This is a genomic window from Streptomyces sp. NPDC049577, from assembly GCF_040675635.1.
Taxonomy (GTDB): domain Bacteria; phylum Actinomycetota; class Actinomycetes; order Streptomycetales; family Streptomycetaceae; genus Streptomyces.
This window is the reverse complement of record NZ_JBFAPH010000164.1, coordinates 1-14,533: the sequence shown is the minus strand read 5'-3', so window position 1 is coordinate 14,533 and position 14,533 is coordinate 1. Positions and strand designations below refer to the sequence as shown.

Annotated in this window: 13 protein-coding genes; 2 read left to right on the top strand and 11 right to left on the bottom strand. The window is 73.2% G+C overall.

Annotated features, from left to right (window positions below; all coding sequences use genetic code 11):
- Positions 1 to 14: 14 nt before the first annotated feature.
- Complete coding sequence (locus AB0K09_RS19315) at positions 15 to 179, bottom strand: hypothetical protein (protein WP_366066586.1); 165 nt, start codon at positions 177 to 179, stop codon at positions 15 to 17.
- A 107-nt stretch (positions 180 to 286) separates the two neighbouring features.
- The gene (locus AB0K09_RS19310) at positions 287 to 460 is read right to left on the bottom strand and encodes a hypothetical protein (protein WP_366066585.1); all 174 of its coding nucleotides are present in this window, start codon (positions 458 to 460) and stop codon (positions 287 to 289) included.
- Between the two features lie 82 nt (positions 461 to 542).
- Here AB0K09_RS19310 and AB0K09_RS19305 point away from each other — a divergent pair, with 82 nt between their 5' ends.
- Positions 543 to 1,532, top strand: coding sequence for a M48 family metallopeptidase (locus AB0K09_RS19305; RefSeq protein ID WP_366066584.1), 990 nt, complete (start codon positions 543 to 545; stop codon positions 1,530 to 1,532).
- 4 nt (positions 1,533 to 1,536) lie between these two features.
- Here the strand turns inward: AB0K09_RS19305 and AB0K09_RS19300 are convergent, their stop codons facing one another.
- From AB0K09_RS19300 to proB, 5 genes are all read right to left on the bottom strand, one after another.
- Positions 1,537 to 2,613, bottom strand: a complete 1,077-nt coding sequence (locus AB0K09_RS19300) for a hypothetical protein (RefSeq protein ID WP_366066583.1) — start codon at positions 2,611 to 2,613, stop codon at positions 1,537 to 1,539.
- Positions 2,614 to 2,755: 142 nt separating this feature from the next.
- Complete coding sequence (locus tag AB0K09_RS19295) at positions 2,756 to 3,400, bottom strand: hypothetical protein (protein ID WP_366066582.1); 645 nt, start codon at positions 3,398 to 3,400, stop codon at positions 2,756 to 2,758.
- 89 nt (positions 3,401 to 3,489) lie between these two features.
- A complete protein-coding gene (locus tag AB0K09_RS19290) occupies positions 3,490 to 4,791 on the bottom strand; it encodes a glutamate-5-semialdehyde dehydrogenase (RefSeq protein ID WP_366066581.1) in 1,302 nt (433 codons plus the stop codon).
- Between the two features lie 83 nt (positions 4,792 to 4,874).
- A complete protein-coding gene (locus tag AB0K09_RS19285) occupies positions 4,875 to 5,381 on the bottom strand; it encodes a hypothetical protein (protein WP_366066580.1) in 507 nt (168 codons plus the stop codon).
- Between the two features lie 196 nt (positions 5,382 to 5,577).
- Positions 5,578 to 6,705 carry a glutamate 5-kinase gene (gene proB / locus AB0K09_RS19280; RefSeq protein WP_366066587.1) on the bottom strand — a complete coding sequence of 376 codons (1,128 nt, stop codon included), beginning with the start codon at positions 6,703 to 6,705 and terminating at the stop codon, positions 5,578 to 5,580.
- A 300-nt stretch (positions 6,706 to 7,005) separates the two neighbouring features.
- Between proB and AB0K09_RS19275 the strand changes: the two genes are divergently transcribed.
- Positions 7,006 to 9,048, top strand: a complete 2,043-nt coding sequence (locus tag AB0K09_RS19275) for a hypothetical protein (protein WP_366066579.1) — start codon at positions 7,006 to 7,008, stop codon at positions 9,046 to 9,048.
- Positions 9,049 to 9,170: 122 nt separating this feature from the next.
- Here the strand turns inward: AB0K09_RS19275 and obgE are convergent, their stop codons facing one another.
- The 4 genes from obgE to AB0K09_RS19255 form a co-directional block, all read right to left on the bottom strand.
- Complete coding sequence (gene obgE, locus AB0K09_RS19270; protein ID WP_366066578.1) at positions 9,171 to 10,610, bottom strand: GTPase ObgE; 1,440 nt, start codon at positions 10,608 to 10,610, stop codon at positions 9,171 to 9,173.
- A gap of 118 nt (positions 10,611 to 10,728) precedes the next feature.
- Positions 10,729 to 10,983, bottom strand: coding sequence for a 50S ribosomal protein L27 (gene rpmA / locus AB0K09_RS19265; RefSeq protein ID WP_126914116.1), 255 nt, complete (start codon positions 10,981 to 10,983; stop codon positions 10,729 to 10,731).
- Between the two features lie 14 nt (positions 10,984 to 10,997).
- The gene (rplU, locus tag AB0K09_RS19260) at positions 10,998 to 11,318 is read right to left on the bottom strand and encodes a 50S ribosomal protein L21 (RefSeq protein WP_366066577.1); all 321 of its coding nucleotides are present in this window, start codon (positions 11,316 to 11,318) and stop codon (positions 10,998 to 11,000) included.
- 246 nt (positions 11,319 to 11,564) lie between these two features.
- Positions 11,565 to 14,533 (bottom strand): Rne/Rng family ribonuclease (locus tag AB0K09_RS19255; RefSeq protein ID WP_366066576.1); only part of this gene is annotated, 2,969 nt, incomplete at its 5' end.

Below are 14,533 nucleotides of genomic sequence, written 5' to 3'. Positions count from 1 at the left end.
GACGCCGATGCCGGTCAGCGGTCGCGGTTGAAGCGCGTGGTGACCCAGAGGAGGAGCAGCAGGATGACCAGGGCCGCGCCGCCGGTCATGAACGGGCTGATGCTCGGGTGGTTGTCCACGTGCTCCTCGCCCTTGGAGGCGAGGGTGACCAGGGCGTTGTGCGCGGTGGCGGTGATCATCGTCGGCAGGACCTATCCGGGACGGTAGACGGTATGGGTGGAGACTTCTGCCACATCGTATGCGGGGGCCGCCGCCAACATCACGCCGACCGTCCCACTGACCGGGATCAGTCCTTCTTGCCGTATCCGCGCAGCAGGAACCAGGCGGTGAGGGCGATGCCCAGGATCCCGACGATCAGGACCGTCCGCAGCACGACGCCCGGCCCCTGGTCGCCCTTGGACACGGCGAGCAGGACGGGGTCCACTGCGGGGTGGGAGGCGAGGGCGGAAATGGCGGACATGCCTCCACGGTAGTCCCACCGTCCGGGTGCCCCCACGGTGGGGAGGCCTAGGCTGGGCCCGTCAGCCACGAGGGGGTTTCTTATGAGCTCGACGAACGAGGGCAAGGAGCCGGGTGGGGACCGGCGGCGGTTTCCGGACATCTCGTCCCGCGCCTACGAGCACCCGGCCGACCGGTCGGCGCTGGTGGCACTGCGCAAGCTGACCGGCTTCGACACGGTCTTCAAGGCGCTCAGCGGGCTCCTGCCGGAGCGCAGCCTGCGGCTGCTGTACCTGTCGGACTCGGTACGGGTGGGCGAGCAGCAGTTCCCCCATCTGCACAGGATGCTGCTGGACGCCTGTGACGTCCTGGACCTGGCGAAGGTCCCGCCGCTGTACGTCACCCAGGGCCCGGTGCCGAACGCCATGTGCATCGGCCTGGACGAACCGATCATCGTGATCAGCACGGGTCTGCTGGAGCTCCTCGACGAGGAGGAGATGCGGGCCGTCGTCGGCCACGAGGTGGGGCACGCCCTGTCCGGGCACGCGGTCTACCGGACGATCCTGCTCTTCCTGACGAACGTGGCGCTCAAGGTCGCCTGGATCCCGCTGGGCGGGCTGGCGGTGACCGCGATCGTGAGCGCCCTGCGGGAGTGGTTCCGCAAGTCCGAGCTGTCGGCGGACCGGGCGGGGCTGCTCGTGGGCCAGGACCTGCGGGCCTCGCTGCGGGGGCTGATGAAGCTGGCCGGCGGCAACCATCTGCACGAGATGAACGTGGACGCGTTCCTCGCCCAGGCCGAGGAGTACGAGGCGGGCGGCGACCTGCGCGACTCCGTCCTGAAGATCATGAACCTGCTGCCGCGCAGCCATCCGTTCGCCACGGTGCGGGCGGCGGAGCTGAAGAGGTGGGCCGAGAGCCGGGACTACCAGCGGCTCATGGACGGCCACTACCCGCGCCGCGCGGACGACGACGGCACGTCGGTGACCGACTCGCTGCGCGCGGGGGCGAACCACTACGCGGAGTCGGTGCGGGCGAGCAAGGACCCGCTGATGGGGCTGGTGCGGGACCTGACGAAGCCGTTCAAGCGGGACTGAGCGCTCACCGCCGCGGCGGGGTCGGCTGGGCGCCCGGGGCCAGCGTTCCGCACAGGGCCGCCGTCGGCTGGCCGGTGGCGTAGGGGTCCGTGCCCGCCGGGGTGCCCGTGCCGGCCGTCTGGCCCGCCAGCAGCGGCCGCAGGTACGCCGAGTCGTCCACGCCGCACGCCTCGGGTCCGGCCTGGACGTACGTCTGCAGGACCTGGAGGTGGTGCTCCTGGAGGTCGTCCCGGTCGAACCGGAACCGCATCGTGCGCCGCACGACGAACAGCGAGTCCTGGGCCGGCTCGCCCTTCGCCGCGTGGACGGCGTAGACGAAGGTGTGGTCGGAGTTGACCTCCAGCGCCGCCGAGGAGACCTCGGTGACGGTGAACGTGCCGTGGGTGCGCACCGGCGCGGCGGCCAGGGCGATCTGGGCGGGGTCGAAGCGGATCAGCCAGCCGGTCGCGGCGTGGCGGCCGTCGTCGGCCGGGTGGTCGAGGCTGCGGTCGAACTGGTCCAGCTGGGAGGGGGCGAGCAGCAGCCGTACGGACCGCTGGGCGCCGCCGGTGAGGGCGGCCGGGTCGAGGGCGGACTTGACCGTGTACTCCTTGGCGATGGCCAGCGCGGCCATCACCAGGCTCTCGGAGAAGTTCTGGGTGCGCCGTACGGCCGGAAGGGTGACGCCCTCGGTGCCGTCGCGGAACTGGGCGGCCGGACTGCTCGCGAAGAGGTCCTGCGCGGGGGCCCCGGGGACGGGGTCGCGGGGGGCCAGCGGGACGATCGCGATCCGCAGGGGCTCGGCGGAGGGCGGCCGGGGGTCCTTGTAGGGGTGGCGCAGGCCCATGTAGACGGCCGTGCCGAAGGCGAGGGCGATCAGGACCACCAGCAGCAGGACCTGCCGGGAGGCGCTGACCCGGGCCCAGGCGTGCCGGGTGCGGACGGCGGGCGCGTGGTCGTCCATGCGCTCGCGGGCGGAGAACTCCTGGAGGCGGGCAGCACGGACGAACGATTCGTCGAAGACGACGGATCGGTACTCTTCGTCGCCGCCTCCCGGGGCACCCTCGGGCGTGCCCTCAGGTGGGTCTCCGGACCCGTTCATATCTCAAGAGTAGGTCCGCCGGGGCTTCGGTAAACGCGCTGGTACGCGACAAGTTCTGACGAAAATTCACCCGGGCGGAGCAGCGGTGCCGGGGCCTTGGCCCAAGCCGTGGCGGCGCGTCACCTTCCTCGTTCGCGGTCACTCAGGGTGACACCTTGGTGCGGGGTGCGGCGGGCGCGACCGGGGGTTCGTAGTCGGCGGAGACCGAGGGCACGGGGGCGCCGCCGTGGCCCGCGGGGGCGTCCACGCCGCTGGTGGCGGGTGGCGGGGCGGGCTCCTGGCGGCTGCCGGCGGAGGCGCCCCGGTAGACGGCGGAGAAGGCGAGGGCGACCACGCCCATGCCCATGATCACCGCCAGCACCCAGGCCACCGGGCGGTGCCAGCGCGGGCGCCCGCGGTAGACGCCGCGGGCCGTCCCGTAGCGCCCGTACGGGCCGTAGGCGTCGTCGGGGTCGAGGTCCCGGGCGAGGCCCGGGAAGGGGTCGAGGCGGCCGTCGAGGGCCCCGGATATGCCCCTGCCGGGGCCGTAGGGGTCCCCGGGGTCACCGCCCGGGGAATCGTCGTCGGCCGGGCCGCCGCCGGCCCGGGCACGCGCGGCGTCGGCCTCGGCGCGCGCCCGGTCCGCGGCGAGCCTCCGCTCGGTCGCGGAGGGCTCGTGGATCGTCGCCGACCGCACGAAGTCCTCGTCGAAGACCACGGAGGCGAACGGGTCGTCCGCGCCTCCGTGGAAGTGGCTGTCGGGCTCGTCGCCGTCCGGGAACGGCCTGCCCCCCACGTCGTCCGGCACCCGACCAGCGTAGACCCGAAGCGGTCAATCCGCGCGGCCGGTACGGGAATTCGGAGGACCGGCTGGCTGCCGGCGGGACCGGCGGACGACTAGCGGCGGGTGTGGCCGTCGCCGGTGACGATGTACTTGGTGGAGGTCAGCTCGGGCAGTCCCATCGGCCCGCGGGCGTGCAGCTTCTGCGTCGAGATGCCGATCTCGGCTCCGAAACCGAACTGACCGCCGTCGGTGAACCGCGTCGACGCGTTGACCGCGACCGTCGTGGAATCCACCAGCTGGGTGAACCGGCGCGCGGCCGCCTGGGAGGTGGTGACGATCGCCTCGGTGTGGCCGGAGGTCCACAGCCGGATGTGGCGCACGGCCGCGTCCAGGTCCTCCACCACGGCGGCGGCGATGTCGTACGAGAGGTACTCGGTCTCCCAGTCCTCGGCGGTGGCGGGCACGACGGTGGCCGGGCCGCCCTCGGCGAGCTCCAGCACGCGCTCGTCGCCGTGCACGGTCACACCGGCCTCGGCGAGGGCGGCCAGGGCGCGGGGCAGGAAGCGCTCGGCGATGTCCCGGTGGACCAGGAGGGTCTCGGCGGCGTTGCACACGCTCGGCCGCTGGGCCTTGGAGTTGATCAGGATCTCTACAGCCATGTCGAGATCGGCGTCGGCGTCGACGTACACGTGGCAGTTGCCGGTGCCGGTCTCGATCACGGGGACGGTGGACTCCTGGACGACCGTCCGGATCAGCGAGGCGCCGCCGCGCGGGATCAGCACGTCGACCATGCCCCGGGCACGCATCAGCTCGCGCACGGACTCCCGGCTCTCGCCCGGCACCAGCTGCACGGCGTCGGCCGGCAGCCCGGCGCCGCCCACCGCGTCGCGCAGGACGCGCACGAGGGCGGTGTTGGAGGCGTACGCGGAGGACGAGCCGCGCAGCAGCACGGCGTTGCCGGACTTCAGGCAGAGCGCGGCGGCGTCGACGGTGACGTTGGGCCGGGCCTCGTAGATGATCCCGACGACGCCCAGCGGGACCCGCACCTGGCGCAGGTCGATGCCGTTGGGCAGGGTCGAACCGCGCACGACCTCGCCGACGGGGTCGGGCAGGGCCGCCACGTCCCGTACGTCCTTGGCGATGGCCCGGACGCGCTCGGGGGTGAGGGTGAGCCGGTCGACGATGCTCTCGCTCGTGCCGGCGGCGCGGGCCTTGGCGACGTCCTCGGCGTTGGCCTCGACGATCTCGCGGGTGCGGACCTCCAGGGCGTCGGCCATGGCCAGCAGCGCCTCGTCCTTGGCCGAGCGCGGCAGTGGCGCGAGGTCGGCGGCCGCCGCGCGGGCGCGGTAGGCGGCGCGCAGGACCGGGGACTGCGGCATGGGGTCGGCGAGGGGGGAGGGGAAAACGCTGCTCATGGGCGCAGCCTAACCGGGCGGGGGGCCCGGGCGGCCCGGTATTCCACTCTGCGGGACATCGGACCGGAGTTCGGATGGGGACGTCAGAAGGGGTGCACGCCGACCGGGGTGGCCGGGAGCGGGCCGAGGCCCTCGGCGACGCGCTGCTGGTAGGTGTCGCGGTCGATGACCTCCAGCCCGACGATCTCCCACGCCGGCAGCCGGGCGGTGGAGCGGTGCTCGCCCCAGAGCCGCAGGGCGACGGCCGCCGCGTCGTGCAGGTCGCGGGCCTCTTCCCAGTAGCGGATCTCGGCGTGGTCGTTGGCGTAGCGGCCGGCCAGCAGGAAGGGGTGGTCGTGGGCGAGCTGTTCCAGCCCGCGCCGGACCTCCGTGAGCGGCGCCTCGCGGCCCGAGACGCTGAGTGTGATGTGCCACAGCCGCGACACCTCGCCCTCGCGGCCGGGCCGGTCGTCGGGGCGGGCCGTGGCGTCGCCGGCGCCGTCCCCCGTGTCGCCCGTGGCGACGCTGGTCAGCGCGCGCTCCTCCCCCACCGCCCGGCGGGCGGAGGTGCCCCCGCCCCGTGGCTGCGGCCCTGGGCGCCCTCGTCTCACCGGCGGCCTCCCTGTGGTGCTGGTGCTGTGCTGGTGCCGGCGGTGTCCCGCCGGGGTCGGCGCCGTGCGGAAACGGCCCCCGCATCAAAGTTGACCAGCCCGGGGGCCGCCGCGTGACGGTTTTACGGAAAGGCCAATGGAAAGGCTGGCCTCACCGGCTCCCGCGGTATGCGGGCTCGTTCCGTCGTGACGCCCGTCAGCGGTGCAGCACGACCAGATCGTCCCGGTGGACGACCTCGCGCTCATAGCCGGGCCCCAGGTCACGGGCCAGATCGCGGGTGGAGCGACCGAGCAGCTGGGGGATCTCCCCGGCGTCGTAGGTGACGAGCCCGCGCGCCACGGCCCGGCCCGTGGGGTCGCGCAGCTCCACCGGATCACCGGCGCTGAACTCCCCCTCGACCCCGGCGATGCCCGCCGGCAGCAGCGAGCCGGTGCCCTCGACCACGGCCCGGACCGCCCCGTCGTCGAGGGTGAGGGCCCCGCGCGGGGTGGACGCATGGGCGAGCCAGAGCAGCCGGTCGGCCGAGCGGCGGCCGGTGCGGTGGAAGAAGGTGCCGGTGGGGCGGCCGCGCAGGGCGTCGGTGGCCTGGCTGGCCGAGGTGAGCACGACGGGGATGCCGGCGGCGGCCGCGATGCGGGCGGCCTCGACCTTGGTGACCATGCCGCCGGTGCCCACGCCGGCCTTGCCCGCGCTGCCGATGGAGACGCCCTCAAGATCCTCCGGGCCGCGCACCTCGGCGATGCGCGAGGTGCCGGGCCTGCTCGGGTCGCCGTCGTACAGCCCGTCGACGTCCGAGAGCAGGACCAGCAGATCGGCCCGGACGAGATGGGCGACGAGGGCGGCGAGCCGGTCGTTGTCGCCGAAGCGGATCTCGTCCGTGGCCACGGTGTCGTTCTCGTTGACGACCGGCACCGCGCCCATGGCGAGCAGCTGGTCCAGCGTCCGGCGGGCGTTGCGGTAGTGCGCGCGGCGACTGGTGTCGTCGGTGGTCAGCAGGACCTGGCCGACGCGGCGCCCGTAGCGGGCGAAGGACGCCGTGTAACGGGCGACGAGGAGGCCCTGCCCGACGCTGGCGGCGGCCTGCTGGCGGGCCAGGTCCCGGGGCCGGCGGTCCAGGCCGAGCGGCGCCAGACCGGCGGCGATGGCACCGGAGGAGACCAGGACGATCTCCTTCTCGCCCGCCGGCACCTCCGCCGTCCCCGCCCCGAGCGCCTTGGCGAGCGCGTCCACCAGCGCGTCGACACGGTCCGCGTCCAGCCCGCCACCCGCGGTGGTGAGCGAGGAGGAACCCACCTTGACCACGACGCGCCGGGCCTGCGTCACCTCCCGCCGGACATCCGTACCGGCCTGCTGCCGCTCCCCTGCCGCTGTCACGTCCGCACACACCCCTGTGATCGCCGGTCCTCTTGCCCGTCCGGGCCGTCCGGGCCCGTCGGGCCCCTGAGGCCCGCAAATCTACAGGCCGGCGATTGTGGCCGTTCGACCCTATTTCGCTCGGTTGCCGTGCTGGAAGATTGCTCCCGGACCAGCGGCCGTCATACGGTCAGTGGTCGACCGTCGTCCGCTTACGCGCGCGCGGCGGTCTCACTCCGTTCTCCACTCCTCCTGCCAGGAGCCCTCCCAGTGCCTTCTGCCGGAACAGCCACCCGCCGGGCCGTCCAGGTCACGGCGTTGCTCGCGATGCTGGCGTTCTTCGCCGCCCAGCTCGTCGGCGCGCTGCTGCCCAACGTGCCGCTCCTGATCACCGCCGCGGCGGCGGGGCTCGTGCTCGACCTCTACCTGCAGCATCGCGACCCCGGTCTGCTCTCGCTGCTCGGCAAGATCCGCTTCGACGTCATGGTGCGGCAGCTGCTGCGCGACATGCTGGTCCTGATCGGGCTGCTGCGGCTGCACGACGACGGCTCGCTGCGCGGCTACGTCCCGGTCGTCATCGGGCTGGTGCTCTTCTACGGCGCCCACCTCGCCTGCCAGGCGGCGGCGATCCTGGTCCGCCGCACCCGCACGCTGCCGTTCGTCACGCGCAACGTCGACACCTCCGGCCTGCGCCTGAACGACGCCCCGCCGCGCCTGCTGGCCCGCCAGCACGGCCGCCGCCTGCTGCGCTTCGCCGTGCCCGCCACGGCCGGCCTGCTGGCCTCCGTGGGCACGGACAAGCCGGTGTGGGCCGTGGCCGGCGTGGGCGTGGCCTTCCTGCTCGCCGTGGGCGGCCTGGCCTTCCTCGCCACCTGGCTGCTGCCGAAGAAGCGGGTCGCCAACGAGCGGCAGGCCCTGGAGTGGCTCGACCGCTGGCTGGCCGCCTACCGGCCGACCGTCGGCATGTACTTCTCCGGCGGCACCACCTCGGCCTACCAGGCCAACATGTGGCTCTCCACGCTCGCCGCGCTCGACGGCAACCCGATCATCGTGCTCCGCGAGCGCTTCATGGTGCAGAAGATCGAGGCCACCGACGTGCCGATCGTCTGCATCCCCAAGGTCCACCACCTGATGGCCCTGGAGAAGTCCTCGATCAAGATGATGCTGCACCCGGCGAACTCCGGTAAGACCTCGCAGGTGCTGCGCATGCCGTCGATCAAGCACGCCTTCATCAACCACGGTGAGAGCGACAAGCTCTCCAGCTGCAACCCGTACTCCAAGGCGTACGACGAGATCTGGGTCGCCGGCCCCGCCGCCCGCGAGCGCTACCAGCTCGCCGACATCGGCGTGGAGGACAAGGACGTCGTCGAGGTCGGCCGCCCGCAGCTCGCGCCCATCAAGCCCTACGCCGGCCCGCCGGCCGGTACGTACACCACCGTGCTGTACGCGCCCACCTGGGAGGGCTGGGACGGCAACCCCGGCAACACCTCGGTGATGCTCGCCGGCGAGAACGTCGTGCGGGCCCTGCTCGCCGACCCCTCGGTGCGCCTGCTCTACAAGCCGCACCCGATGACCGGCTCGGTCGACCCGCGCGCCGGACTCGCCAACGAGCGCATCCAGGCCATGATCCACGAGGCCAACACGCGCCGCTCGGGCGCGCGACCGGGCGCCGAGGCCGCCGCCGAGCTGGCCCGCCGCACGGTCGAGCTGGACCGGCTCACCACCGCCTCCTTCCGGGAGAGCGCGGACGAACTGGAGCGCATGCTGCTCCAGGGCACCCCGGAGGCCGGCCGCGCCGCGACCGTCGAGGCCGCGACGGCGGCCTGGGAGGCCGCCTACTGGGCCTCGCTGCCGGAGTGGGAGCACCAGGTCATCACCGACGCCCGGCCGGCGCTCTTCGCCTGCTTCAACGTGGCCGACCTGCTGATCAGCGACGTCTCCAGCGTGGTCTCCGACTGGCTGATCAGCGAGAAGCCGTACGCGGTCGCGAACACCAGTGGCATGGACGAGGAGGAGTTCCGCGTGAACTTCCCGACCGTCAGCGCCGCGACGATCCTCACGCCCGAGGCGGACGGCGTGCCCGCGCTGCTCGCGGCGGTCCGCGACCCCGCCCTCGACGGCCTCGCGGCGGCCCGCGCCGAGCTGAAGGTCCAGCTCCTGGGCCCGTCCGACCCGCCGTCGCTGGTCCGCTTCAACGGGGCCGCGCAGGCGCTCTGCGCCAAGGCCGACGAGCGCCGCGCCCGCATGGACGCCCGCGCCGCCTCCGACATCCCGCTCCAGCGGGAGGCGGAAAAGGCCGACGCGGTGGGCTAGCCGCCCGCGCATACGGAAGGCCCCCGGGAGGAAGCTCCTCCCGGGGGCCCTTTGCTTTCGCGGGGACTCCGCCCGCGCACCACCCCGCGGGGGTGCGGGGGCGGAGCCCCCGGCCGGCCCGCCTACTCGAAGGGGTCGAACCCCTCGTACTCCTGCTGTGCCTCGTCGTGCTCCGCCTGGCGGTCCCGGCGGCGCTGGGCCGCAGGCCGCGGCGCGTCGAAGCGGTGGTCCTCGCCACGCCGGCCGAGCATCTCCGCCCCCGCCGCCATCGACGGCTCCCAGTCGAAGACGACCGCGTCCTCCTCGGGGCCGATGGCGACGCCGTCGCCCGCGCGGGCACCGGCCTTCATCAGCTCCTCCTCGACGCCGAGGCGGTTGAGGCGGTCGGCGAGGTAGCCGACGGCCTCGTCGTTGTTGAAGTCGGTCTGGCGCACCCAGCGCTCCGGCTTCTCGCCGCGGACCCGGAACAGGCCCTCGCCCTCCGGGGTGACCGTGAAGCCCGCGTCGTCGACGGCCTTCGGACGGATGACGATGCGGGTCGCCTCCTCCTTCGGCTTCGCGGCGCGTGCCTCGGCGACGATGCCGGCCAGGGCGAAGGACAGCTCCTTCAGGCCCTGCCGGGAGACGGCGGAGGCCTCGAAGACCCGGTAGCCGCGGGCCTCCAGATCCGGGCGGATCATGTCGGCGAGGTCCTGGCCGTCGGGGATGTCGACCTTGTTGAGGACGATGAGCCGGGGCCGGTCCTCCAGGCCGCCGTACTCCGCGAGCTCGGCCTCGATGACGTCGAGGTCGGTCAGCGGGTCGCGCTCGGACTCCAGCGTGGCGGTGTCGAGGACGTGCACGAGCACCGAGCAGCGCTCGACGTGCCGCAGGAACTCCAGGCCCAGGCCCTTGCCCTGGCTGGCGCCCGGGATCAGGCCGGGGACGTCGGCGATGGTGTAGACGGTCGAGCCGGCCGTGACGACGCCGAGGTTCGGGACGAGCGTGGTGAACGGGTAGTCCGCGATCTTCGGCTTGGCCGCGGAGAGCACCGAGATCAGCGAGGACTTGCCCGCGCTCGGGTAGCCGACGAGCGCCACGTCCGCGACGGTCTTCAGCTCCAGGACGATGTCGCCGGCGTCGCCGGGCTCGCCGAGCAGCGCGAAGCCGGGCGCCTTGCGGCGGGCCGAGGCCAGGGCCGCGTTGCCGAGGCCGCCGCGGCCGCCCTGGGCGGCGATGTAGCGGGTGCCGTGGCCGACCAGGTCGGCGAGCACATTGCCGTGCCGGTCCTGGACGACGGTGCCGTCGGGCACCGGCAGGACCAGGTCCGTGCCGTCCTTGCCGGAGCGGTTGCCGCCCTCGCCGGGCTTGCCGTTGGTGGCCTTGCGGTGCGGGCTGTGGTGGTACTCGAGGAGCGTGGTGACGGACTGGTCGACGACCAGGATCACGTCGCCGCCACGGCCGCCGTTGCCACCGTCCGGGCCGCCGAGCGGCTTGAACTTCTCACGGTGCACGGAGGCGCAGCCATGGCCCCCGTTACCCGCGGCGACATGCAGCTCGACGCGGTCCACGAAGGTGGTCATAGCGGTGTGCCTCCAGATGAAGTGCGGAAATGTCTTCGTTTGTAACGCAGCGAGGGCGGCCCCGCTTCCCGGCCGGGAAGGGGGGTCCGCCCTCGCTCGTCGCTCTACGGGGCCTGGATCAGGCGACCGGAACGATGTTCACGACCTTGCGGCCGCGGTGGGTGCCGAACTGCACCGCACCGGCGTTCAGCGCGAACAGGGTGTCGTCGCCACCGCGACCGACACCGGCGCCCGGGTGGAAGTGGGTGCCGCGCTGGCGGACCAGGATCTCACCGGCGTTGACGAGCTGACCGCCGAAGCGCTTCACGCCGAGCCGCTGGGCGTTCGAGTCGCGACCGTTCCGGGTGGACGATGCGCCCTTCTTGTGTGCCATGTCTGATCAGTCCCTTACTTCGCAGCCGTGGGGATGCCGGTGATCTTCAGCGCGGTGTACTGCTGGCGGTGACCAATGCGCTTGCGGTAACCGGTCTTGTTCTTGTACTTCAGGATGTCGATCTTGGCACCCTTGTGGTGGTCCACGATCTCGGCCTGGACCTTCACGCCCTCCAGGACCCACGGGTCGCTGGTGACGGTGTCGCCGTCCACGACGAGCAGCGTGGAGAGCTCGACCTGGTCGCCCACCTTGCCGTCGGAAATCTTGTCAACCTCGACGATGTCGCCGACAGCAACCTTGTGCTGGCGACCACCGCTGCGCACGACTGCGTACACGCGGATCTCACTCTCTCGCTAGTAAACGGGACCTCTGATGCCAGCCGCTCGCGCGGGCTGCACGCCCGCGGCTCTCCGAATGGATGAACGGCCTCTCCCGGAAGAATTCCGGGAGGTATTTGCTCAGGGGTTGGCGCACAAACGCCGAATGTAGAGATTACGGGAGTCGTATCGAGGGGGTCAAACCGACCCCCTCGATACAACGCCCTCGATGCGACCCGGCCGGGACGACCCGGCCGTCCGGGCTCAGGACTCCGCGGAGTCCCCGGCGTCCTTCGCCACGGCCTTCTTCGCCGCCGTCTTCTTGGCGGTCGTCTTCTTGGCCGCGGCCTTCTTCGCCGTCGTCGTCTTCTTGGCCGCCGCCTTCTTGGCGGTGGCCTTCTTCGCCGGGGCCTTCTTCGCCGTCTTGGCCGTCTTGCGGGCCGTCTTCTTCGCCGGGGCCTCCTCGGCCTCCGGCTCGGCGACGGTCACGTCGGCGGCCTCGGCCGGCGCGGCCTCGGGCGCCCCGGGCGCCGGCGACGCGCTGACGACGACCACCGCGGCCTCCTCCGCCGAGGCGGGGGAACCGGCCGGGGCGGAGACCCTGCGGGTCGCCCGGCGGCGCGGACGGGCCGGGGCGGCCGTGTCCGGCGTCACCACGGCCTCGGCCGCCGGCTCGGCGACCTCCGGCTGCGCGACCAGGTCCGGCACCGGAGCCGGCTCGACCGCGGGCGCCTCGACGACGACCTCCGGCGCGACCGGCTCGGCCGCCTTCGGCGCACCCGCCGGGGCGGACACCTTGCGGGTCGCCCGGCGGCGCGTACGACCGCCGCGGCGGGTCGCCGCGGCCTCGGCCTCGGCGGCGCTGCCGTACCACTCGTCGGCGGACTCGACCGCCGGCTGGAGCTCGGCCTCGGTCACCGCCACGGGCTCCAGCTCGGGCGCCTCGGGGGCCTCCTCCACGGGCTCGGCGGCCGCCTCGACGACGGGCGCCACGGCCGGCTCGGGCGCCTCGACGGCGGCCTTGCCCTTCTTCTTGCCGCGCTTGCCGCCGCCACCGCCGCCACCCGCGGTCGACGCCTGGTCCATGTGGACGATCACGCCGCGGCCGTTGCAGTGCACGCACTGCTCGGAGAAGGACTCCAGCAGGCCCTGGCCGACCCGCTTGCGGGTCATCTGGACCAGACCCAGCGAGGTAACCTCGGCGACCTGGTGCTTCGTACGGTCCCGGCCCAGGCACTCCAGCAGGCGCCGCAGCACCAGGTCCCGGTTGGACTCCAGCACCATGTCGATGAAGTCGATCACGATGATGCCGCCGAGGTCGCGCAGCCGCAGCTGGCGCACGATCTCCTCCGCCGCCTCCAGGTTGTTCCTGGTGACCGTCTCCTCCAGGTTGCCGCCCTGGCCGGTGAACTTGCCGGTGTTGACGTCGACCACGACCATCGCCTCGGTCCGGTCGATCACCAGCGAACCGCCGCTGGGCAGCCAGACCTTGCGGTCGAGCGCCTTCATCAGCTGCTCTTCGATGCGGTACGTGGCGAAGACGTCGACGTCCGACGTCCACTTCTGCAGCCGGTCGACGAGGTCGGGCGCGACGTGCGAGACGTAACCGTGGATGGTCGACCACGCGTCGTCACCGCTCACGATGACCTTGGAGAAGTCCTCGTTGAAGATGTCGCGCACGACCCGGACGGTCATGTCCGGCTCGCCGTACAGCAGGCTCGGCGAGCTGGTGGAGATCATCTTCGACTTCTTCTGGATCTCCTCCCACTGCGCCTGGAGACGCTGCACGTCACGCGCCAGCTCCTCCTCGCTCGCCCCCTCCGCGGCGGTGCGCACGATGACGCCCGCGTCCTCGGGGACGATCTTCTTGAGGATCTGCTTCAGACGCGCGCGCTCGGTGTCGGGCAGCTTGCGGCTGATGCCGGTCATCGAGCCCTCGGGCACGTAGACCAGGTAACGGCCGGGCAGGGAGACCTGGCTGGTCAGCCGGGCGCCCTTGTGGCCGATCGGGTCCTTGGTGACCTGCACGAGCACGGACTGCCCGGACTTCAGCGCGGTCTCGATGCGGCGCGGGCCGTTGCCCATGCCGAGCGCCTCGAAGTTGACCTCGCCGGCGTAGAGGACCGCGTTGCGGCCCTTGCCGATGTCGACGAAGGCGGCCTCCATCGACGGCAGCACGTTCTGGACCTTGCCCAGGTAGACGTTGCCGACGTAGCTGGTGGCCTGCTCCTTGTTGACGAAGTGCTCGACGAGGACGTTGTCCTCCAGCACACCGATCTGGGTGCGGTCGCCGTTCTGGCGCACGACCATCACGCGCTCGACGGCCTCGCGGCGGGCCAGGAACTCGGCCTCGGTGATGATCGGGACCCGGCGGCGGCCCTGCTCACGCCCCTCGCGGCGGCGCTGCTTCTTGGCCTCCATACGGGTCGAGCCCTTGATGGACTGCACCTCGTCGAAGCCCGTGCCGCCCTCGGTGCGGACCCGCTCGCGCGGCTCGCGGACCTTGACGACCGTGCGCTCCGGCTCGTCCGCGCCCGGCTCGGCCTCGATGGTCTCGCCGCTGCGGCGACGACGGCGACGGCGACGACGGCTGCTGGCGGTACCGGCGGCGGTCTCCTCGCCGGCCTCCTCGTCCTCCTCCGCCTCTTCGGCCTCGGCCTGCTCCTCGGCGGCGGCCTCCTCGGCCTCCTCGGCGCCCTCGGCCTCGGCAGCCTCGCCCCGGCGACGGCGACGGCCGCCCCGGCGACGGCGGCGCGACGGGCGCTCGCCCTGCTCCTCGTCCTCGGCGGCGCGCTCGGCCTCGGCCTCGACCTCGGCCTCCGGCACGGCCTCGGGCTCCTCGGCGACCTCGACCGCCTCGTCGGCCTCGACGACGACCGGCTCGGTCTCCACGGCCTCGCCCCGGCGACGGCGACGGCGACGACCACCGGCGGCGGGGGCCGGCTCGGCGGCGGCCTGCTCGGCGGCGGCCCGCTCCTCCTCGGCCGCGGCCTCGGCGGCTGCACGGGCGGCGGTCTCCGGCGTCTGGAACATCGGCTCGGCGAACACGGGCGCCTGGAACACGGCCGTCGGCGGACGCACCGCGCGGCGGCGGCTCCGGCCGGGACGCTCCTCCTCGGCGGCGGGCTCGGCGGCCTCCGCCGCCGGGGCGGCCTCGGGCTGCGGAACCGCGGCGGCACGGGTGGCGCGGCGACGGGTACGGGCGGGCTTCGCGGCGGCCTCAGGGGCCTCAG

Bases quoted from the DNA above. Each gene is read 5' to 3' on its own strand.
- AB0K09_RS19305 (WP_366066584.1), top strand. From the start codon at position 543: ATGAGCTCGACGAACGAGGGCAAGGAGCCGGGTGGGGACCGGCGGCGG.
- AB0K09_RS19290 (WP_366066581.1), bottom strand. From the start codon at position 4,791: ATGAGCAGCGTTTTCCCCTCCCCCCTCGCCGACCCCATGCCGCAGTCC.
- obgE (WP_366066578.1), bottom strand. From the start codon at position 10,610: ATGACCACCTTCGTGGACCGCGTCGAGCTGCATGTCGCCGCGGGTAAC.
- rpmA (WP_126914116.1), bottom strand. From the start codon at position 10,983: ATGGCACACAAGAAGGGCGCATCGTCCACCCGGAACGGTCGCGACTCG.
- AB0K09_RS19300 (WP_366066583.1), bottom strand. From the start codon at position 2,613: ATGAACGGGTCCGGAGACCCACCTGAGGGCACGCCCGAGGGTGCCCCG.
- AB0K09_RS19310 (WP_366066585.1), bottom strand. From the start codon at position 460: ATGTCCGCCATTTCCGCCCTCGCCTCCCACCCCGCAGTGGACCCCGTC.
- AB0K09_RS19315 (WP_366066586.1), bottom strand. From the start codon at position 179: ATGATCACCGCCACCGCGCACAACGCCCTGGTCACCCTCGCCTCCAAG.